This is a genomic window from Peptoniphilus catoniae (assembly GCF_901447155.2).
GTDB classification, from domain to species: domain Bacteria; phylum Bacillota; class Clostridia; order Tissierellales; family Peptoniphilaceae; genus Peptoniphilus_E; species Peptoniphilus_E catoniae.
Genome location: NZ_LR588415.1, coordinates 147,544 through 166,734 on the forward strand (window position 1 = coordinate 147,544; position 19,191 = coordinate 166,734).

Annotated in this window: 28 protein-coding genes; 25 read left to right on the plus strand and 3 right to left on the minus strand. The window is 34.8% G+C overall.

Translation table 11 applies throughout. The annotated features are described in order from the left end of the window. The first annotated feature begins 10 nt into the window (after nucleotides 1-10). The 18 genes from rplX to rplQ are packed head-to-tail and all read left to right on the plus strand — an operon-like array spanning nucleotide 11 to nucleotide 8,285. Complete coding sequence (gene rplX, locus PEPCATONIAE_RS05395; RefSeq protein ID WP_138160043.1) at nucleotides 11-319, plus strand: 50S ribosomal protein L24; 309 nt, start codon at nucleotides 11-13, stop codon at nucleotides 317-319. A gap of 11 nt (nucleotides 320-330) precedes the next feature. Further along, nucleotides 331-873: a 50S ribosomal protein L5 gene (gene rplE / locus PEPCATONIAE_RS05400; RefSeq protein WP_138160045.1), complete on the plus strand. Its 543-nt coding sequence runs from the start codon at nucleotides 331-333 to the stop codon at nucleotides 871-873. 16 nt (nucleotides 874-889) lie between these two features. Then, the gene (locus tag PEPCATONIAE_RS05405; protein WP_138160047.1) at nucleotides 890-1,075 is read left to right on the plus strand and encodes a type Z 30S ribosomal protein S14; all 186 of its coding nucleotides are present in this window, start codon (nucleotides 890-892) and stop codon (nucleotides 1,073-1,075) included. A 33-nt stretch (nucleotides 1,076-1,108) separates the two neighbouring features. Then, entirely contained in the window at nucleotides 1,109-1,504 is a 396-nt protein-coding gene (rpsH, locus tag PEPCATONIAE_RS05410; protein WP_138160049.1) for a 30S ribosomal protein S8, read from the plus strand. 13 nt (nucleotides 1,505-1,517) lie between these two features. Then, nucleotides 1,518-2,054: a 50S ribosomal protein L6 gene (rplF, locus tag PEPCATONIAE_RS05415; protein ID WP_138160051.1), complete on the plus strand. Its 537-nt coding sequence runs from the start codon at nucleotides 1,518-1,520 to the stop codon at nucleotides 2,052-2,054. Nucleotides 2,055-2,071: 17 nt separating this feature from the next. Then, nucleotides 2,072-2,434, plus strand: coding sequence for a 50S ribosomal protein L18 (gene rplR / locus PEPCATONIAE_RS05420; RefSeq protein ID WP_138160053.1), 363 nt, complete (start codon nucleotides 2,072-2,074; stop codon nucleotides 2,432-2,434). 13 nt (nucleotides 2,435-2,447) lie between these two features. After that, nucleotides 2,448-2,954: a 30S ribosomal protein S5 gene (rpsE, locus tag PEPCATONIAE_RS05425; protein WP_138160055.1), complete on the plus strand. Its 507-nt coding sequence runs from the start codon at nucleotides 2,448-2,450 to the stop codon at nucleotides 2,952-2,954. 13 nt (nucleotides 2,955-2,967) lie between these two features. Continuing rightward, nucleotides 2,968-3,135, plus strand: a complete 168-nt coding sequence (gene rpmD, locus PEPCATONIAE_RS05430) for a 50S ribosomal protein L30 (protein ID WP_138160057.1) — start codon at nucleotides 2,968-2,970, stop codon at nucleotides 3,133-3,135. Nucleotides 3,136-3,148: 13 nt separating this feature from the next. Continuing rightward, complete coding sequence (gene rplO, locus PEPCATONIAE_RS05435) at nucleotides 3,149-3,592, plus strand: 50S ribosomal protein L15 (protein ID WP_138160059.1); 444 nt, start codon at nucleotides 3,149-3,151, stop codon at nucleotides 3,590-3,592. Beyond that, entirely contained in the window at nucleotides 3,592-4,872 is a 1,281-nt protein-coding gene (secY, locus tag PEPCATONIAE_RS05440) for a preprotein translocase subunit SecY (protein WP_138160061.1), read from the plus strand. Before rplO ends, secY begins: the two co-directional genes overlap by 1 nt. 11 nt (nucleotides 4,873-4,883) lie before the next feature. Next, complete coding sequence (locus PEPCATONIAE_RS05445) at nucleotides 4,884-5,528, plus strand: adenylate kinase (RefSeq protein ID WP_138160063.1); 645 nt, start codon at nucleotides 4,884-4,886, stop codon at nucleotides 5,526-5,528. A gap of 3 nt (nucleotides 5,529-5,531) precedes the next feature. Beyond that, on the plus strand, nucleotides 5,532-5,786 hold the full coding sequence (locus PEPCATONIAE_RS05450; protein WP_138160065.1) for a KOW domain-containing RNA-binding protein: 255 nt from the start codon (nucleotides 5,532-5,534) through the stop codon (nucleotides 5,784-5,786). 15 nt (nucleotides 5,787-5,801) lie between these two features. Continuing rightward, complete coding sequence (infA, locus tag PEPCATONIAE_RS05455; RefSeq protein WP_138160067.1) at nucleotides 5,802-6,020, plus strand: translation initiation factor IF-1; 219 nt, start codon at nucleotides 5,802-5,804, stop codon at nucleotides 6,018-6,020. Nucleotides 6,021-6,042: 22 nt separating this feature from the next. After that, nucleotides 6,043-6,156: a 50S ribosomal protein L36 gene (rpmJ, locus tag PEPCATONIAE_RS05460; protein WP_138160069.1), complete on the plus strand. Its 114-nt coding sequence runs from the start codon at nucleotides 6,043-6,045 to the stop codon at nucleotides 6,154-6,156. Between the two features lie 11 nt (nucleotides 6,157-6,167). Beyond that, nucleotides 6,168-6,530: a 30S ribosomal protein S13 gene (rpsM, locus tag PEPCATONIAE_RS05465; protein WP_138160071.1), complete on the plus strand. Its 363-nt coding sequence runs from the start codon at nucleotides 6,168-6,170 to the stop codon at nucleotides 6,528-6,530. A gap of 15 nt (nucleotides 6,531-6,545) precedes the next feature. Continuing rightward, complete coding sequence (rpsK, locus tag PEPCATONIAE_RS05470) at nucleotides 6,546-6,941, plus strand: 30S ribosomal protein S11 (RefSeq protein WP_138160073.1); 396 nt, start codon at nucleotides 6,546-6,548, stop codon at nucleotides 6,939-6,941. A 40-nt stretch (nucleotides 6,942-6,981) separates the two neighbouring features. Next, the gene (locus PEPCATONIAE_RS05475) at nucleotides 6,982-7,929 is read left to right on the plus strand and encodes a DNA-directed RNA polymerase subunit alpha (protein WP_138160075.1); all 948 of its coding nucleotides are present in this window, start codon (nucleotides 6,982-6,984) and stop codon (nucleotides 7,927-7,929) included. Nucleotides 7,930-7,943: 14 nt separating this feature from the next. Beyond that, the gene (gene rplQ / locus PEPCATONIAE_RS05480; RefSeq protein ID WP_138160077.1) at nucleotides 7,944-8,285 is read left to right on the plus strand and encodes a 50S ribosomal protein L17; all 342 of its coding nucleotides are present in this window, start codon (nucleotides 7,944-7,946) and stop codon (nucleotides 8,283-8,285) included. Nucleotides 8,286-8,526: 241 nt separating this feature from the next. Here rplQ and PEPCATONIAE_RS05485 read toward each other — a convergent pair whose 3' ends face one another. Next, nucleotides 8,527-9,543 (minus strand): PTS sugar transporter subunit IIC, encoded by a 1,017-nt coding sequence (locus PEPCATONIAE_RS05485; protein WP_138160079.1) that lies wholly within the window; start codon nucleotides 9,541-9,543, stop codon nucleotides 8,527-8,529. Between the two features lie 186 nt (nucleotides 9,544-9,729). On the opposite strand from PEPCATONIAE_RS05485, the gene PEPCATONIAE_RS05490 reads away from it, so the two are divergent. From PEPCATONIAE_RS05490 to PEPCATONIAE_RS05520, 7 genes are read left to right on the plus strand one after another with little or no spacing between them, the layout of a single operon-like run. Then, complete coding sequence (locus PEPCATONIAE_RS05490; protein WP_180339357.1) at nucleotides 9,730-10,683, plus strand: extracellular solute-binding protein; 954 nt, start codon at nucleotides 9,730-9,732, stop codon at nucleotides 10,681-10,683. Between the two features lie 11 nt (nucleotides 10,684-10,694). Then, on the plus strand, nucleotides 10,695-11,597 hold the full coding sequence (gene pstC / locus PEPCATONIAE_RS05495) for a phosphate ABC transporter permease subunit PstC (protein WP_138160081.1): 903 nt from the start codon (nucleotides 10,695-10,697) through the stop codon (nucleotides 11,595-11,597). Further along, the gene (gene pstA / locus PEPCATONIAE_RS05500) at nucleotides 11,597-12,496 is read left to right on the plus strand and encodes a phosphate ABC transporter permease PstA (protein ID WP_138160083.1); all 900 of its coding nucleotides are present in this window, start codon (nucleotides 11,597-11,599) and stop codon (nucleotides 12,494-12,496) included. Before pstC ends, pstA begins: the two co-directional genes overlap by 1 nt. Then, the gene (gene pstB / locus PEPCATONIAE_RS05505; RefSeq protein ID WP_138160085.1) at nucleotides 12,493-13,248 is read left to right on the plus strand and encodes a phosphate ABC transporter ATP-binding protein PstB; all 756 of its coding nucleotides are present in this window, start codon (nucleotides 12,493-12,495) and stop codon (nucleotides 13,246-13,248) included. Before pstA ends, pstB begins: the two co-directional genes overlap by 4 nt. A 4-nt stretch (nucleotides 13,249-13,252) precedes the next feature. After that, nucleotides 13,253-13,888, plus strand: coding sequence for a phosphate signaling complex protein PhoU (gene phoU / locus PEPCATONIAE_RS05510; protein ID WP_138160087.1), 636 nt, complete (start codon nucleotides 13,253-13,255; stop codon nucleotides 13,886-13,888). A 2-nt stretch (nucleotides 13,889-13,890) separates the two neighbouring features. Then, nucleotides 13,891-14,574 carry a response regulator transcription factor gene (locus PEPCATONIAE_RS05515; protein ID WP_138160089.1) on the plus strand — a complete coding sequence of 228 codons (684 nt, stop codon included), beginning with the start codon at nucleotides 13,891-13,893 and terminating at the stop codon, nucleotides 14,572-14,574. Beyond that, nucleotides 14,567-16,234: a sensor histidine kinase gene (locus tag PEPCATONIAE_RS05520; protein WP_138160091.1), complete on the plus strand. Its 1,668-nt coding sequence runs from the start codon at nucleotides 14,567-14,569 to the stop codon at nucleotides 16,232-16,234. The genes PEPCATONIAE_RS05515 and PEPCATONIAE_RS05520 overlap by 8 nt, the downstream gene beginning before the upstream one ends. Nucleotides 16,235-16,327: 93 nt before the next feature. Here the strand turns inward: PEPCATONIAE_RS05520 and PEPCATONIAE_RS05525 are convergent, their stop codons facing one another. Together PEPCATONIAE_RS05525 and hisD are read right to left on the minus strand one after the other, a co-directional pair. Further along, nucleotides 16,328-17,809 (minus strand): APC family permease, encoded by a 1,482-nt coding sequence (locus tag PEPCATONIAE_RS05525; RefSeq protein ID WP_218975522.1) that lies wholly within the window; start codon nucleotides 17,807-17,809, stop codon nucleotides 16,328-16,330. A 22-nt stretch (nucleotides 17,810-17,831) separates the two neighbouring features. Further along, nucleotides 17,832-19,091: a histidinol dehydrogenase gene (gene hisD / locus PEPCATONIAE_RS05530; protein ID WP_138160093.1), complete on the minus strand. Its 1,260-nt coding sequence runs from the start codon at nucleotides 19,089-19,091 to the stop codon at nucleotides 17,832-17,834. Nucleotides 19,092-19,191 lie beyond the last annotated feature (100 nt).

Sequence of the window (19,191 nt, forward strand, 5' to 3'; positions counted from 1 at the left end):
GGAGGTAATTATGCGTATTAAAACAGGCGATACTGTAAAAGTAATTGCCGGAAAAGACAAGGGAGCTACCGGTAAAATACTAAAAACCTTTCCTAAACAAAATAAAGTAATAGTAGAAAAGGTAAATATGGTAACAAAACATATGAAACCGAGAGGTCCCCAAGAACCCGGCGGAATAAACAAAAAGGAAGCACCGATTCATGTGTCTAATGTAATGTACTACGATACAAAGACAGGAAAGGCTACAAGACTCGGTTACAGAATAGAAGACGGAAAAAAGATCAGATTTAAAAAATCCGATAATGAAGCAATAAAGTAAGGAGGTAGACTATGACTTCAAGATTAAAAGAAAAATATAACAATGAAGTAGTAAACTATCTACTTGAAAAATTTGAATATAAAAACATAATGGAAGTTCCTAAACTTGAAAAAGTTGTAATTAATATCGGATTAGGTGAAGCAAAAGACAATCCTAAAGCTCTTGAATCAGCTATAAATGATCTTACTATAATTGCTGGACAAAAACCGGTAGTAACGAAGGCTAAAAAGTCAATAGCAAACTTTAAGCTACGTGAAGGTAACAAGGTTGGAGTTAAGGTAACTCTTCGTGGAGACAGAATGTATGACTTTTTGGACAAGCTAATGAATGTTGCATTACCAAGAGTTAGAGACTTTAGAGGAGTTAAATCAACGGCATTTGACGGAAGAGGAAACTATGCGCTTGGATTAAAGGAACAACTTATATTCCCTGAAATAGAATATGACAAAGTTGATTCTATAAGAGGTATGGATATAATAATTGTCACTACAGCACAAACCGATGAAGAAGCGAAAGCTTTCCTTGACAAAATGGGAATGCCATTTGCTAAGTAAATAGGAGGAAACATTTGTGGCAAAAAAATCAATGATAGCTAAGCAAAAGAGAAAAGCTAAGTATAGTTCAAGAGAATATACAAGATGTAATATATGTGGTAGACCACATTCCGTTTTACAAAAATATGGAATTTGCAGAATTTGCTTTAGAGAATTGGCATATAAGGGACAAATTCCTGGAGTTAAAAAAGCAAGTTGGTAAAGAAACCATTAGCAGGAAGGGAGGCAAATTAATATGATGACAGACCCAATTGCAGATATGCTTACTAGGATTAGAAATGCAAATAATGCAAAACATAAATCTGTTGATATTCCGGCTTCAAATATTAAAAAAGAAATATCCGAGATACTGTTAAGAGAAGGATATATTAAAAATTATGAAGTTATAGATGACGATAAACAAGGTGTAATTAGAATAGATTTTAAATACGGAGAAAATGACGAAAAAGTCATAAGCGGAATAAAGAGAATTTCAAAGCCTGGCCTTAGAGTTTATGCTCAATGCAGCGACATTCCTAAAGTTCTTGGAGGATTAGGTATTGCAATAATATCAACTTCAAAGGGAATACTTACTGATAAAGAAGCTAGAAACTCTAATGTAGGTGGAGAAGTTATCTGCTACGTTTGGTAATTTAGGAGGAAATATGTCTAGAATAGGTAAAAAACCAATTGAAATCCCAAACGGTGTAGATATTAAAATAGAAGATAACACAGTAACCGTAAAGGGACCTAAGGGAGAATTAAAACAAACTTTTGATCCTAACATGAAAATAGTAATGGAAGGTCAAGAAATTATTGTAACAAGACCTGATGAGAGCAAGAAAAGCAAATCAATGCACGGTCTTGTAAGAACACTTATTGCAAATATGGTAATAGGTGTAACAGAAGGCTACAAGAAAGAGCTTGAAATAGTGGGTACTGGATACAGAGCAGCTAAAAACGGCAAGAAACTCGCTTTAACACTTGGCTTCTCACATCCTTTAGAACTTGAAGATCCTGAGGGAATAGAAGTAGAAGTTCCTGCACCTACAAGTATTATAATTTCAGGCATAGACAAGCAAAAAGTAGGAGCTTATGCCGCTAAAATCAGAAGTTACAGAGAACCTGAACCTTACAAGGGCAAGGGTATTAAGTATGTTGGTGAATATATAAGACGTAAAGTAGGTAAGACAGGTAAGTAAGGAAAGGAGTAAAAAAAGTGTTAAAGAAAATTGATAAAAACGCAACGAGAATAAAAAGACACAAGAGAATCAGAAATAAAATCTCCGGAACAAAAGCTTGCCCAAGACTTTCAGTATTTAGATCAAGTGCACACATCTATGCACAAATTATAGACGATGAAAATGGAAATACATTAGTACAAGCTTCAACTCTTGACAAATCATTAAATCTTGAAAGCACAAAAAATATTGAAGCTGCTAAAGAAATTGGAAAGTTAGTTGCACAAAGAGCTCTTGATGCAGGAATAGAAAATGTAGTTTTTGACAGATCAGGATATATATATCACGGTCGTATAAAAGCATTAGCTGACGCAGCAAGAGAAGCCGGATTAAAATTCTAAAAAGGAGGGGAAAATGGAACGTTCATTAATCAATGCACAAGAATTAGACCTTGAAGAAAAAGTAGTTGCTATAAATAGAGTAGCTAAGGTTGTTAAGGGCGGTAGAAATTTTAGATTTTCAGCGCTTGTAGTAGTTGGAGATCATAACGGACATGTTGGAGTAGGAACTGGAAAAGCACTTGAAGTGCCCGAGTCAATTAGAAAAGCAACCCAAGATGCAAAAAAACACCTGGTAAAAGTCAACCTATTGGATACTTCTATCCCTCATGAGGTAACCGGAGTAGTTGGTGCAGGGAAAGTATTTCTAAAACCAGCACCGGCAGGTACTGGAGTTATTGCCGGTGGAGCAGTGCGTGCAGTTTGCGAACTTGCAGGAATTTCAGATATTCGCACTAAAAACATAGGATCAAATAATCCTAGAAACATTGTCAATGCTACAATTAAAGCCTTAACAGAACTAAAAACAGTAGAATCTGTAGCAAGACTTAGGAATAAGTCAGCTGACGAAATTTTAGGATAAGGGGGTAAGCACTATGAAAATCAAATTAGTAAAAAGCCCTATAGGAAAGATAAAAACACATAAGAAGACAATAAAAGCACTTGGATTTACAAAACTAGGACAAGTAATTGAACATGAAGACAATCCTCAAATTAGGGGAATGATTAAGCAAGTTGCTTATATGCTTGAAATAGAAGAATAAGGAGGTGTGAAAGGTGAAATTACACGATTTAAAACCTGCTGAAGGCGGCGGAGTAAAGTCCAAAAAAAGACTTGGTAGAGGTATAGGTTCAGGACTTGGAAAGACTTCAGGAAGAGGACATAAAGGACAAAACGCAAGAAGCGGCGGCGGAGTAAGACCTGGATTTGAAGGGGGCCAAATGCCTTTATTCAGAAGACTACCTAAGAGAGGTTTTACAAACATATTTAAAAAAGAGTATGATGTAATAAATGTTTCGTCTTTAAATGTATTTGAAGATGGGGCAGAAGTAACACCTGAAATATTAAAAGAAATGGGTATTGTAAAAAACAATAAAGACGGTATAAAAATTCTTGGAAATGGAAATCTTGAATCCAAGATTACAGTTAAAGCCCACAGTTTTTCTAAATCAGCTGTAGAAAAAATTGAATCAGCCGGCGGAAGGGCAGAGGTGATTTAATGATTTCCACATTTAAGAATGCTTGGAAAATACCATCACTTCGCAAAAAAATGCTATTTACACTTTTTATGTTGTTGATCTACAGACTTGGATCACACATAACTGTACCCTATATGAATGCGCAAATAGTACAGAAATTATATAGCAGTACAGGTCAAACAGTATTCTCTTTACTTGATTTGATGGCAGGAGGAAACTTCAGTAAATTTACGATATTTGCTGCAAACATATATCCATATATTACTTCATCAATTGTAATTCAGCTTTTGACAATAGCCATTCCTTCATTGGAAGCATTGTCAAAGGAAGGAGAAACCGGAAGAAAGAAAATAGCAATGTATACAAGATACCTTGCAATAGTTATAGCTTTTGTACAAGCAATAGGATTTTCTTTTGGATTTTTCGCTGAAGCTGTAGTAGCAACTACATTACTTGAAAAATCAGTAGTAGTTTTATCAATAGTAGCAGGTTCAGCATTTCTAATATGGATTGGAGAGCAAATAACTGAACATGGAATAGGAAACGGAATATCACTTCTTATATTTGCAGGTATAATCGCAAGATTTCCTACAGATATAATGAGATCAGTAACTCTTGTTAAGGCAGGAAAGGCAAGTCCTATATTTTTAGTAATATTTCTATTAATAGCTATCTTGATAGTAGTATTTGTAGTTGCCTTAAATGAAGGGGAAAGAAGAATTCCCGTTCAATACGCTAAAAGAGTTGTAGGAAGAAAAATGTATGGCGGACAATCAACTCATATACCTGTAAAGGTTCTTATGAGTGGAGTTATGCCTATGATCTTTGCAAGTTCCATTGTTTCTATACCGACAACTATTGCTTGGTTTACTAAAAATGAATCAACAAGAAGAACAATTGCCAAGTTTTTTACAGTAGAGGGAGTGCCGGGAACAATATTTTATGTAGTATTTACTGTATTACTAATAATATTCTTTACTTATTTTTATACTGCTATTCAATTTAATACAGTTGAGTACTCAAAGAACTTACAACAAAACGGAGGATTTGTCCCGGGAATACGTGCCGGAAAGTCCACTTCAGATTATTTACAAAGAACAGTAAACAGATTATGTTTACCTGGAGCAATAGCACTTTCAATACTTGCTATATTGCCGATATTTTTAACAAGAATATCACATCTTCCATTTAATTATGGTGGTACGTCTATAATAATAGTAGTCGGAGTAGTTCTTGAAACTACAAGGGTATTGGAACAACAAATGCTTATGAGACACTACAAAGGATTTCTTAATAAATAGGAGGAAAGATAATGAAGTTAGTTATTTTAGGACCTCCAGGGGCAGGTAAGGGAACTCAAGCAGAATTTATTATAAACAAATATAATATACCTCATATTTCAACTGGAGATATTTTTAGAGAAAACATCAAAAACCAAACTGAACTTGGCAAAAAAGCTAAGTCCTATATGGATAAGGGATTACTTGTTCCGGACGAGTTGGTAATAAAAATAGTTCAGGAAAGAATTTCAAGAGATGACTGTAAAGACGGTTTTCTACTTGATGGCTTTCCAAGGACAGTAGCACAGGCTGTAAGCCTTGATGCTCAGCTGGATAAGCTTGAAACTAAACTTGATAAAGTAATAAACATTGATGTAGACAGCGAAATTTTAGTGGATAGAGCAGTTGGAAGAAGAATATGTAAGACATGTGGTGCTACTTACCACATTAAATATAATCCACCTAAGGTTGAAGGGGTTTGCGATAAAGATAATACAGCTTTGATTCAAAGAGACGATGACGTTAAGGAAACTGTTGAAAAAAGAATAAGTGTATATTTGAATCAAACAGTTCCTCTTTTAGATTACTATACAGCGCAAGGACTTTTGATAAATATCGACGGTTCAAGAGATATTAAAAAAGTATCTGAAGACATAGTAAAAGGCTTAGAAAAATAATTTATGGACAAAACTTTTTTTATAAAGGTTGGTCAAGTTGTTAAATCAAAAGCCGGTAGAGATGCAGGTACAGTATTTTTAGTAAAAGAAATCCTTGACAAAAGCTATGTAGCTATAGTCGATGGTAAGGTTAGAAAACTATCTAAACCTAAAAAGAAGAAACTGAAACATCTGATAATATATAAAGATTTAATAGATATAGACAAAAGTGATTTAAATGATTCATATATTAGAAAAAGTTTAAAGGACTATAGTTAAAGAGGAGGAACATTAATGCCTAAAGAAGACGTAATTGAAGTAGAAGGCGTAGTAGTGGATGCACTTCCAAATACGAATTTTAAAGTTAAACTTGAAAATGGACATATAATACTTGCCCATATTTCCGGAAAGTTAAGAATGAATTATATAAGAATACTGCCTGGGGATAAGGTAACTGTAGAACTATCTCCTTATGATTTAACCAGAGGCAGAATAACCTGGAGAAAGAAATAAACCCTAAATTAGGAGGGATAAAATGAAAGTTAGACCATCTGTTAAAAAGATGTGCGAAAAATGTAAGATAATAAAAAGAAATGGTCATGTAATGGTCATTTGCGAAAATCCGAAGCATAAACAAAGACAAGGATAAGGAGGCTATTAATGGCAAGAATTGCTGGTATTGACTTACCCAGAGAAAAACGCGTTGAAATTGGTCTTACTTATATCTATGGAATAGGCAGAAGCAGATCTCAAGAGATTCTTAAGAATGCCGATGTTGATTTTGATACAAGGGTAAAAGACTTAACAGAATCTGAGCTTGCAAGAATAAGAGAAGAAATTGACAAGTATCACGTAGAAGGAGATCTTCGTCGTGATGTGGCAATGAATATAAAGAGGCTTAGAGAAATAAACTGTTATAGGGGCCTTAGACATAGAAAAGGACTTCCTGTAAGAGGACAAAGAACAAAGACCAATGCAAGAACCAGAAAAGGTCCAAAGAAATTAGCTGCTAAGAAAAAATAAGGAGGGAGGTAGATTATGGCTAAGAAACAAAAAACTACACGTACTAGAAGAAGAGAACGTAAAAACATAGAAAAAGGACAAGCTCACATAGCATCAACATTTAACAATACTATGGTTACACTAACTGACATGAGCGGTAATGTAATATCTTGGGCAAGTGCCGGTCAACTTGGATTTAGAGGTTCAAGAAAATCTACACCCTTTGCTGCTCAAGAAGCTGCAGAAGAAGCTGCAAATAAAGCAAAAGAACATGGATTAAAAACTGTGGAAGTATATGTAAAAGGACCGGGTTCAGGAAGAGAAGCTGCAATAAGATCACTTCAAGCTTCAGGACTTGAGGTAACTATGATTAAGGATATTACACCGATTCCACACAATGGTTGCAGACCGCCTAAACGCAGGAGAGTTTAATTATTTACGCTCCTAATAACCCATAAAGGAGGGTAAGTCAATGATAGAAATTGAAAAACCTAGTATAGAAGTAATTGAATTAGATGAGTCCGGAGTCTATGGAAAGTTTGTAGTAGAACCATTAGAAAGCGGATTTGGAATTACCATAGGAAATTCTCTTAGAAGAGTGCTTTTATCATCACTTCCTGGTGCTGCAGTGTCTATGCTTAAAATAAGGGGAGTGGAACATGAATTTTCCACAATTCCCGGAGTGCTTGAAGACGTACCTCAAATAATACTAAACATCAAGGGCATAGTTGTTAAATATAATGGAGATGAGCCGGTAAAGGTTACAATTGAAAAATCAGGTGAAGGAGATATCCTTGCATCAGATATAATAGCAGGACCTGAAATTGAAATTGTAAATCCAGATCATCATATAGCTACACTTAATAAAGATGCCGATGTTTATATGGAGCTTACCATTGAAAGAGGTAGAGGTTATGAGCCGTCTGAAGAAAAGAAAGATGAAATTTCTGAAATTAGTATAATACCAATAGATTCAAACTATACTCCAATTAAGAAAGTTAATTGGAAGGTTGAAGGTACAAGAGTTGGACAAAGAACTGACTATGATAAGTTGATTCTTGAAGTAACAACAGACGGATCTATGGCTGCAGACGAGGCAGTATCACTTGCCGCAAAAATTTTAACTGAACATCTTGATCTCTTTATTAAACTTACAGAGCATGTAAACGATGTAAGCATAATGGTGGAAAAGGAAGAAGACAAGAAGGAAAAGGTTCTTGAAATGACAGTAGAAGAACTTGATCTTTCAGTAAGATCCTTTAACTGCTTAAAGAGAGCTAATATAAACACAGTTGACGAATTAATGCAAAAGACTCAAGAGGAAATGATGAAAGTCAGAAATCTAGGTAAAAAATCCTTAGAAGAAGTAGAAAATAAACTCGCTGAATTAGGCTTAAGTCTAAGAAAAGAAGACGAATAAAGGAGGGGCTATTAATGGCAAAACTAAGAAAGCTTGGTCGCCCGACTGCTCATAGAAAAGCCATGATTAGAAATCTTGTAACATCTCTTCTGGACAAGGGAAGGATTACAACAACAGTAACAAGAGCAAAAGAAACAAAAAGAATGGCTGAAAAAATGATAACACTAGGCAAACGTGGAGATCTTCACGCAAGAAGACAGGCCCTAGCTTACCTATATAGTGAAGATGTAGTTACAAAATTATTTACTGAAATTGCACCTAAATATGAATCAAGAAATGGTGGCTACACAAGAATATTAAAGCTTGGCAATCGTCGTGGAGACGGAGCTGAAAAAGCTATAATAGAATTAGTATAAGAGAAGTCCTAAAAGGATTTCTCTTTTTTTATATTAAGGTCTGGTTTATAAGTATAATTTTATGTAATAGAATTATAATCTTCTTTTTAGTACATATAAAGTTTTAAGTAATCACTAATAGAAGAATAATATTTGATTTTATCAGTAAGCCATATATAGGAGAAAGATTATATACATAAGTATTAAAAAAGGACTCATTTATTCCATAGATAAGTGAGTCCTTTCTTATTTGATTTAAAAGTTATTTTAATTTCATATCTCCGTCTTTAATTAGTCCCTTGCTTCTCATATAGACATAGATAAAATAGGATATTAACCCCGGTAGAACAAAGTGCAAAATCAAAATAAGAAGAAAAATTCTGGACTTAGGCAAGCCTTGGCCCATAGCATTAATGGTACCTATTTGTCCTACTAGACCGCTGGTACCCATACCTGAGCCTAAGGGAGTGTTTTCCATTTTAAATACGCTTGTTGCCAAGGGACCTAGAATTGCCGATGTCAGTGTGGGAGGTATCCATATTTTGTGATTTTTAATTATGTTAGGCATTTGAAGCATACTTGTACCGAGGCCTTGTGCTACAAGTCCGTCAAGTCCATTATCCTTAAAGGATATAACGGCAAAGCCTACCATTTGTGAACAGCATCCAACAGTTGCGGCTCCTCCTGCAAGTCCGCTTAGGGAAAGCATAATGCAAAGGGCTGCTGAAGATATGGGAAGGGTAAGGGCAAGACCAACTAAAACCGATACAAGTATACCCATAATAAAAGGCTGCTGGTCCGTAGCAATCATTATGAGGTTTCCAAATCTCATCATTAGAGATTCTATATAGGGGCCTATAAAGTTAGCTACAAGGATACCGCAAAGGACTGTAACAGTAGGTGTTATAACTATGTCGATTTTAGTTTCTCCGGAAACAATTTTTCCAAACTCAACTCCAAAGATAGTTGCAACAAATACTCCTATAGGACCTCCAAGTTCATAACCTGCTACACCTATAAGGGTACTTGAAAATAAAACCATATCAGGTGCTTTAAGGGCATAGGCTATTGAAACTGCTATAGCCGGACCTGTTGCAGCCTGTGCTATAGGCCAAAGGGTCTTGGTTAGAAAGTCAATATTAAATTCTTCTCCTATGGTATTAAGTATAGTGCCTACAAGGAGTGAGGCAAATAGTCCATAGGCCATGGCTCCCAAGGCTGTAATAAAATATGTCCTCCAGGATACAATTATATTTTTTCTTTTTAAAAATTCTCGCATAATTCCTCCAATATTTTTCAATATTATAGCATAGTAAAAATTAAAGATACAGTGTTCACCAAACTTTCATAAATTGTAAATTATTTTACACTTAATTTACAATTCCAGGGTTTCGACTTTACAATTCATACATATAATAAGCATGAAAAATTTAGTAAGAATAAAAATAATTGAAAGGGTGGAAAAATGAAATTAATTAATTTAGGTAAAAAAATCGCTGTAGGTGCTTTGGTAGGAACTATGTTATTTTCTCTAACTGCTTGTGGAGGTAACAAGACTACTGAAACTACTAATGAAGGAAAAACAAATACCGCAACAACTGAAGAAACAAAAAATACTGCTGAAGAACCGGCTAAGGAAGCTACAACAGGTGCAATTGATGTAATTTCCAGAGAACAAGGCTCAGGCACAAGAGGAGCTTTTACTGAAATTGTAGGACTTGTTGAAAAGAATGCATCAGGAGAAGAAGAAGATAAGACTTCACCGGAAGCAACTGTTCAAAACTCAACTAACGCTGTTATGACTGCAGTAGCTAACGATACAGCATCAGTAGGTTACATTTCTTTAGGTTCACTAAATGATACTGTTAAGGCTGTAAAGGTTGAAGGTGTAGAAGCAAGTGCCGACAATATTAAATCAGGAGAATACAAAATCGCAAGACCTTTTAACATTGTTTATAAATCAGATCTTCCTAAGGAAGCACAAGACTTTTTAGACTTTATTATGTCTGATGAAGGTCAAGAAATTGCAACTGCTGAAGGCTATGTAGGAGATCCTCAAGGTAAAACTTATGAACCATCAGGTAATTCAGCTCACATTACAATTTCAGGTTCAACTTCAGTTACTCCATTAATGGAAAAGCTTGTAGCTGCTTATCAAGTACACAATCCTGACTTTCAAGCTGACATTCAAGCAACAGGTTCATCAGCAGGTATTAAGGATGCTCAATCAGGAGCAGCAGTATTAGGTATGGCTTCAAGAGAATTAAAGGATACTGAAACAGGTATTGAAAAGACAGTTATAGCAATGGACGGCATAGCAGTTATAGTTAGCAAGGACTCTACAGTTGAAGATCTTACAATAGAACAAATTAAAAATATTTTCAACGGAACAACTACTGATTGGTCAGAAGTTCAATAAGAGAGATAATAATGGAAAACAAAAACTATCCTAACAAAGAGGATAGGGGAAAGATTGCAGAATTTAAGGAAAAGGTATATAAGTACTTTTTCCTTATCTGTGCTTTACTGTCAATCCTCTTTATTATATTAATTTCGGTGTTTATATTTAAAGGCGGATTTAATGTTTTTAAAACTGTAGGGATAAAGGATTTTATTTTTAACACTAAATGGGCACCTATGGATACCCCTGCATCCTATGGTATTTTGTCAATGATATGGGGCTCAATAGCTGTTACTATTTTAGCATCTTTAATGGCGGTACCTGTTGCCATATTTACCTCCTTGTATTTGGCCCTTGACTGTCCGCCTAACTTATACAAGGTTTTAAAACCTGCACTTAATTTAATGGCAGGTATTCCATCTATTGTTTACGGTTTCTTTGCCTTAACGGCAATTGTACCTATTATGAAAAAACTTTTCGGTGGAAATGGTATGAGTATTTTAACTGCGGGCCTTCTTCTTTTTGTAATGATACTTCCCACTATAGTAAGTATATCGGAAACTGCCATAAGGGCAGTTCCGAAATCTTACTATCAAGGCTCAGTTGCCTTAGGGGCAACTCACGAAAGGACAGCTCTTAAAGTTATTCTTCCTGCTGCCAGATCTGGTATATTTGCAGGGATTATATTAGGCATAGGACGTGCTATAGGCGAAACAATGGCTGTAATACTTGTTGCGGGAAATCAAACCAGAATGACCTTTAATATATTTAAGGGAATAAGAACAATGACTACAAATATAGTTCTTGAAATGGCCTATGCTACAGGACTTCATGAAGAGTCTCTAATTGCAACGGCCTGTGTGCTTTTTATCTTTATACTTATAATAAATCTTTCCTTCTTTATTTTTAAGAAAAGGAGTGAATACCTATAATGTCAATATTAATAGCACTGATTAAGGTCATACTTGTATTTGGACTTTTAGTTTTAGCTTGCGCTATATATTTAAAGACTAAGGGCATGTTAAACGGCTATAGACTTGCGTCAATGATTTCTCTTGTTTTAACCTTTGGTACTCTTATTTGGATTATAGTTTACATTCTCTCCATGGGAGTGCCTCACATGAAAGCAAGTCTATTTGAATGGACCTACACAACGGAAAATGTATCTATGATGCCTTCTATAATAACTACTTTAATTGTGGTTTTTCTAGGAATAGTAATAGCAACTCCCATAGGTGTATTTACTGCGATTTATCTTGTTGAATATGCTAAACCGGGATCAAAGGTTGTTGAAGTAATAAGACTTGCCGCTGAAACCTTGCAAGGTATACCTTCAATAGTCTACGGACTTTTTGGTATGCTATTTTTCGGTCAAGCTTTAGGTTTAGGCTATTCTATAACATCAGGGGTTTTAACAGTATCAATTATGATTCTTCCCCTTATAATAAGATCAACTGAAGAAGCCTTAAAATCAGTAAATGATTCTTTAAGACATGCAAGCTTTGCCCTAGGTGCAGGAAAGTTCAGAACTATATTTAAGGTGGTGCTTCCCATTGCTATGCCGGGAGTCCTTGCAGGTGTAGTACTTGCTACAGGACGTATAGTAGGAGAAACGGCCTGCTTGATTTATACTCTTGGAACTGCAACGGCAATGCCTACAGGGATAAGTTCATCATCAAGAACCTTGGCTCTTCACATGTATATGCTTTCATCTGAAGGACTGTATGTAGGTCAAGCCTATGCAACTGCCATGATACTTCTTGTAGTTGTACTTATAATAAACTTCATTTCAACAAAGATAGGAAATAAATTAGCGGAGGTTACAAGTTGAATCCAAAAATAAAAATAGAGGATGTAAAGTTATACTATGGTGACTTTCTAGCTCTGAAATCCATAAGCATGGATATACCTGAAAATAAAATAACAGCCTTTATAGGACCTTCAGGTTGCGGTAAGTCCACCATGTTAAAATGTATAAACAGAATGAACGATTTAGTTGAAGGTTGTAGAATTGAGGGTCTTATAACACTTGACTCTGAAGATATCTACAGTAAAGAATACAATGTAAACAGACTTAGAAAGAGGGTGGGAATGGTATTTCAATCCCCTAATCCCTTTCCAAAATCAATTTACGATAATATAACCTACGGCCCAAGAACTCATGGGATCAATGATAAGGCAACTCTTGATGAAATAGTGGAAAGATCTCTTAAACAAGCAGCTATATGGGAGGAAGTAAAGGGAGATCTTAACAAAAACGCTATGGCTCTTTCAGGAGGTCAACAACAGAGACTTTGTATAGCAAGAGCTCTTTCAGTAGAACCTGAGGTAATACTTATGGACGAACCAACTTCCGCCCTTGATCCTATATCAACAGGCAAAATTGAAGACCTGGTAACAGAATTAAAAAAAGAGTATACTATAGTCATGGTAACCCACAACATGCAACAAGCTTCCAGAGTGTCAGATAAAACAGCCTTTTTCTTAACAGGAGAGGTAGTGGAATTTGCGGATACCTATGATGTATTCTCTAAGCCTCAAGATAAGAGGACAGAGGATTATATTAGCGGAAGGTTTGGGTGATAATATGAGAGATAAATTTAATGAAGAACTTAAAACACTTAATGAAGAGCTTTTAAAAATGGCATCTCTAGGTGAAATTGCCATAGAGAAAGCGGTAGGATTAATGTCTGACTTTAACGAAAATACTGTAAAAGAAGTGGCAAACCTTGAAGAGGACATGGATAGAATGGAGGATAAGATTCAATCTCTCTGTCTAAGACTAATAATTGAACAACAGCCTGTAGCAACGGATCTAAGAACAGTTTCATCAGCTCTTAAAATGATAACGGACTTAGAAAGAATAGGAGATCAGGCTAAAGATATAGCTGAAATTTGTAAAAATCTAAGAGGAAATCAAGAAAGCTTTGAAAGTATAGACTTAATTAGAGAAATGGCAAAGGAAACTAATAAAATAATTAGAAAAACAATAGATGCCTTTGTTAATAAGGACCTAGAGGCCGCCTATAAAATAGAAAAAGACGATGATATAATTGACGAATACTTTGTAAAGGTAAGAGATGCTTTAATAAAAAGAGTCGAAGAAAAGCATCCAAACCCTGCAAACATTATAGATTTTATGATGATTGCCAAGTACCTGGAAAGAATTGCAGATCATTCAGTCAATATATCAAAATGGGTAATATTTTCAATTGAGGGGTAAGAATGTTAATTTATATTGTAGAAGATGACAGCTCAATTCAAAAATTAATTGAATATGCATTAAAATCAAAAAATTATAAGTGCAAGGGTTTTGAAAGAGGAAAAGATTTTTTTAAAGAACTAAATAAACAAATTCCCGATCTTATTCTTTTAGACATTATGCTACCGGATATGGACGGTACTGAGATTCTTAAAAATCTGAAGCAAAACCCCCACACATCTTCAATACCTATTATGATGATTACAGCAAAAAGCTCAGAATATGATATAGTAAGCTCCCTTGATATAGGAGCCGATGACTACATGACAAAGCCTTTTTCAGTTTTAGAGCTTTTATCAAGAGTCAACGCACTTCTAAGAAGAAATAATAAACAAGTTGAAGAAAATATGGAATTTCAGGGAATAGAAATAGACTTGTTAAGACGTAAGGTAACTGTAGATGATGAACCTGTAATTTTAACCTATAAGGAATTTGAACTTTTAAAATATATGATGAGTAATATTGATATAGTTTTGTCCAGGGAAGTTCTCCTTAACTCCGTTTGGGGATATGATTATGAAGGAGAAACAAGAACTGTAGATATGCATATTAAGTTACTTAGAGAAAAGCTCGGTTCAAAGAGAAACCTTATACATACAGTAAGGGGAGTAGGTTATAAAATTTCTCAGGGAGAAAATTATGAATAAGAGAATATTTAGAAGCCTGGCTTTAATTTCATTGATAACACTTGTGTTAAGCACGGTGTTATCAATATTTTTAAATTATAGATTCTATGAAAACAATACACAGGAAGATATGAAAAATCTTCTTAAGGTAGTTGAGTATAACCTTAGCCAGTCTCAGGATAGAGTAGCCTACCTGAAAGATTTATCTAAAATAAACGACAACATTAGGATAACTTACTTCGATAAAGATGCAAACCCTATTTTTGATTCCTTCGTTGATGCAAAGGAACTGAAGAATCATGGGGATAGAAAAGAGATAAAAGGAGCTAAGGAGCAGGGCAACTACAAATCTATCAGATATTCAACCACCCTTTCTACCAATACACTTTACATGGCATCAAGGCTTGACGATGGAAGCTACATAAGGCTTTCAAGTAGAATGAGTACAATTACCGGAGTATTTTTAAAAATATTACCATATAATATTTTTATTGCTGCAATAATATTTGTACTTTCACTTTTTATGTCAAAATATTCAACGAAAAGAATTCTTGAACCACTTAACGATTACTCCTTAAATCCGGAAACTGTAAATCTTGACAAAATACCGGAAATTACACCCTTTATAAAAGAAATAACTGCACAGAAAAACACAATAGCTGACCACTTGGTGGAAATAAAAAGGGAAAGAGATACCATTAGAGTAATACTTGAGAACATGAAGGAAGGTCTTTTAATTTTAGACTCTGACAGAACAGTTCTTGTAATAAACAAAAAGGCTATGAAGCTCTTTGAGTGTAGAGATCCTCTTAATAAAAATATACTTTATGTAACTAGGACTCAGCAGCTTTTAGAGGCGCTGGAGTCCTGTTATAAAGGGGAATCTTCAAGTGGATTTTTTGAAGTGGAAGACAATATTATAAAATATTATGCCAACCCCGTTTACTTTGACGGAGAGATAACAGGATCTCTAATACTTTTAATAGATGAAACAAAAGCAATTCGAGCTGAAAGAATTAGAGAAGAATTTTCCGCAAATGTATCCCACGAACTAAAAACACCACTTACATCTATTTGCGGCTTTGCAGAGCTTCTTAAAAACAATATGGTAAATACAAAAAAGGATAAGAAGGAGATAATAGAGAGAATTTACGAAGAGTCCAACAGACTTTTAGAGCTAATAGATGAAATAATTAAAATTTCAAGACTAGAAGCGGGAGTTGCCTTTGCAAAAGAAGAAGTAGATTTGCAGGAAATTTCTGAAAAAGTTATGGAACACTTTACCCCTAAGGCAAAGGAAAAGAAAATTAAACTCTCATCTCAAGGAGAAGCAAAGATAGAAGCAAATCCTACAATGATTTGGGAGTTGGTATCCAACCTTACAGACAATGCAATAAAATACAATAGGGAAAACGGATCCGTTGATATAGAAATTAACCAAGTCAAGGGCGGAGTTACAATAAGTGTAAAAGATACAGGAATCGGAATAGCAGAAGAGGACATAGACAGAATTTTTGAAAGATTTTACAGAGTAGATAAGTCCAGATTTAAAAAACTTGGAGGTACCGGGCTTGGACTAAGTATAGTTAAACATATAGTTAAAAGCCATGGTGGAAAACTGGATATAGAATCAAAGATAAATGAAGGAACAAAAATCACAGTTTTTTTGCCAGAAAAATAAAATTTATAAAAAATAGACCCATGTCGGATAGAGATTTTTATCTGACATGGGTCTTCTTTTTTCCAAATTATATTTAAAATCAAAAAGTGAAAACTACTTCAAAAGCATTGGAAGGATATATATTAAAATGGCAGCTATAGATAATATTGCAACTATATTTTTCCAAATTTTATATTCCTTATCCATTTTAATAACTTCTTCAGGGCTTGGTTCTTCAACAGATACATTTATATAGTCAGGGTGATGAATTTCACTTTTATATTTTTTCTTACAATAATAATAAATAAGAAGTCCTAATAAAGACCACACAATTCCTGTAATAACAGCACTACTGTCAAGATAGAAAATCATCAAACAATATATAGCCATGCTTACAGGTACACCAATCTTAACTCCTGGAGCCTTATAGTGTCTTTTTAACTCAGGATAATTTTTTCTAAGACCAAAAGCTGCAGCTATACCTATTACATAATAGAAAAGATCGGCAAATAAACTCAATGAAGCAATATAAATTAATGAGTTGCTGGCAACTAAAAATATTGAAAGAAATCCTAAAGAAATAATTGAAATATATGGAGTTTGATATTTAGGATGAATCTTTGAAAATACTTTAGGCATGGATCCATCTCTTGCCATGGTGAATAAATATCTTGGAGGTACAGCGATACTAGCATTAAGGGTCGAAAAATCTCCGCCAAAGGCTATACCCATAGCTAAAAGAATTAAAGGTAAACCGAGAATGCCGGCTGAAGTCATAGCTTCTGCATATGGAGCACTTGCTTCAGCTATAGCAGACATTTTTTCAAGAGGAACTATAGCAACTAAGAACCATTGGAAAAATGCGTTTACAATAAAGACAATAAAGGGTGCCAGAAATAGAGCTCTCGGTATATTTATATGAGGATACTTTATCTCCTCGCCCAGAGCACAACAGGTTTCAAATCCTGCAAAGCACCACCATATCATAGCAACTGAAGATATAAAGCTGGACAGGTTTACATCTTTTAAAAACTCAGGCATAATTAAAAAGTTAGGCATATTAGCATTTGGAATCATAAGAAGAAACCAAATCAAGGCAACTCCCCAGAAGAAAAACATAAATCCATTTTGTAATCTTCCTGTCATTTCTACACCCATGGTATTAGTTATTATAAATATAAATATTACTAAACAGGCCAAAGCCACATCGCTTATGGGAAGCTCATAACCTAAGGCTCTAAAAATAGTTTTAAAATAAAAGCTGAAAGCCAGAGATTCACCACTTGTAACAGCAATAAGTGAAATTATAAAATTCCAACCTGCTAGAACTCCGAAAGGCTTTCCAAGTCCAAGAGAGGCGTATTGATAAGTACCTCCGGCATAGGGTAAGGCTGAACCCATTTCGGCATATAGCAGTGCTGGATATATACTTATAAGCATTGCTATAAAGGTAGCTAAAATTACTGATGAGCCTAAAATTCCTACTACATTACCTCCTGTTGTAAATAGCCCTACACCTATAACGGTGCCTACAGTTATGGTAATTGCTTCTCTCATACCAAAGGTTCTTTTTAAGTTTAAACTTTTGTTATCCATGACTACCTCCTTATTTTGTAAACTATAATCTTTTCTTAGCTGCCAAAGAATGTGCTGATAGCCCCTCATCTTCTGCTAGTCGGCTAACAAGAGGAGAGATTTTTTTAGATGCAGCCTTTGTCATTTTTTGATGAGTGCAAATTTTCAAGAACTTTCCTACCCAAAGACCTCCTGTATATCTTGCGGCCTTAAGAGTCGGGAGGGTGTGATTAGTTCCTGAAGCATAATCTCCAAAAACTTCGGCTGTATTTTCGCCTATGAATAAGGACCCGTAGTTAACAAGATCTTTGATTATAGTGTCAGGATCTTCTATGTTAACTTCAAGGTGTTCAGGCGCATAGTCGTTTGCATAATCAACAGCCTCCTTTAGATCCTCAACTAAAATAATTTCTCCGTTGTTTTCCCATGATACACTTGCAATATCTTTAGTCTTAAGATTTTTAAGTTCTTCTTTAAGACAGTCTAAGGTTCTTTCAGCAAGTTGGGAAGAGTTTGTAATTAAAATTGATTTTGCATTAACATCATGTTCAGCCTGGGCAAGAAGATCTGCCGCTATAATATCAGGGTTGGCATACTTGTCAGCTATAATTAAAACTTCGCTTGGACCTGCCAAAAAGTCAATTCCAATTTGTCCGTAACATTGTCTTTTGGCTTCCGTTACATATTTGTTTCCAGGACCTACAATTAAGTTTACGGGCTTAATAGTTTCTGTTCCATAAGTAAGAGCGGCTATGGCTTGTACTCCACCAAATGCATAGATCTCATCGGCTCCTGCAATATCCATGGCAACAAGAGTTTTATAGTCTATTTTGTCGCTTCCTTTTCTTACAGGAGAACAGGCTACCACTCTTTCAACACCTGCAATTTTTGCCGGGGTAATTAGCATTAAAGCTGTGGAGAAAAGAGGATAATTGCCTCCCGGGACATAGCAAGCACAGGATTTAATAGGTATAATTCTGTGTCCCAAAAAAATTCCTTCTTGAGGAGAAAAATTTTCTACTTCTTTAATGCTTTTTCTTTGCTCCTTTGCAAAAGCTTCAATGTTCTTATAAGCGGCCTTTAAGTCTTTAATTTCATTGTCACTTAGTTTAGAATAAGCTTCCTCAATTTCATCTTTAGATACTCTAAAGCAAGTTCTTTTACTGTCATCAAACTTTATTGAGTAGTCCATTAAAGCCTTATCTTTGTTTTCTCTAATGTCTTTGATAATACCCTTAACAATTTGACTGATATCTTCATTGTCTGTAAAATTTACGGTTTTTCCTTGTTTTATATATTTCATAAGAACCTCCTTTAATATATTCTTAAGTTGATTATACAATTTAGTGTATGGTGGAGGTCAACATGATTTATCGTGATTAATTGATAAATTGTAGAGTGGG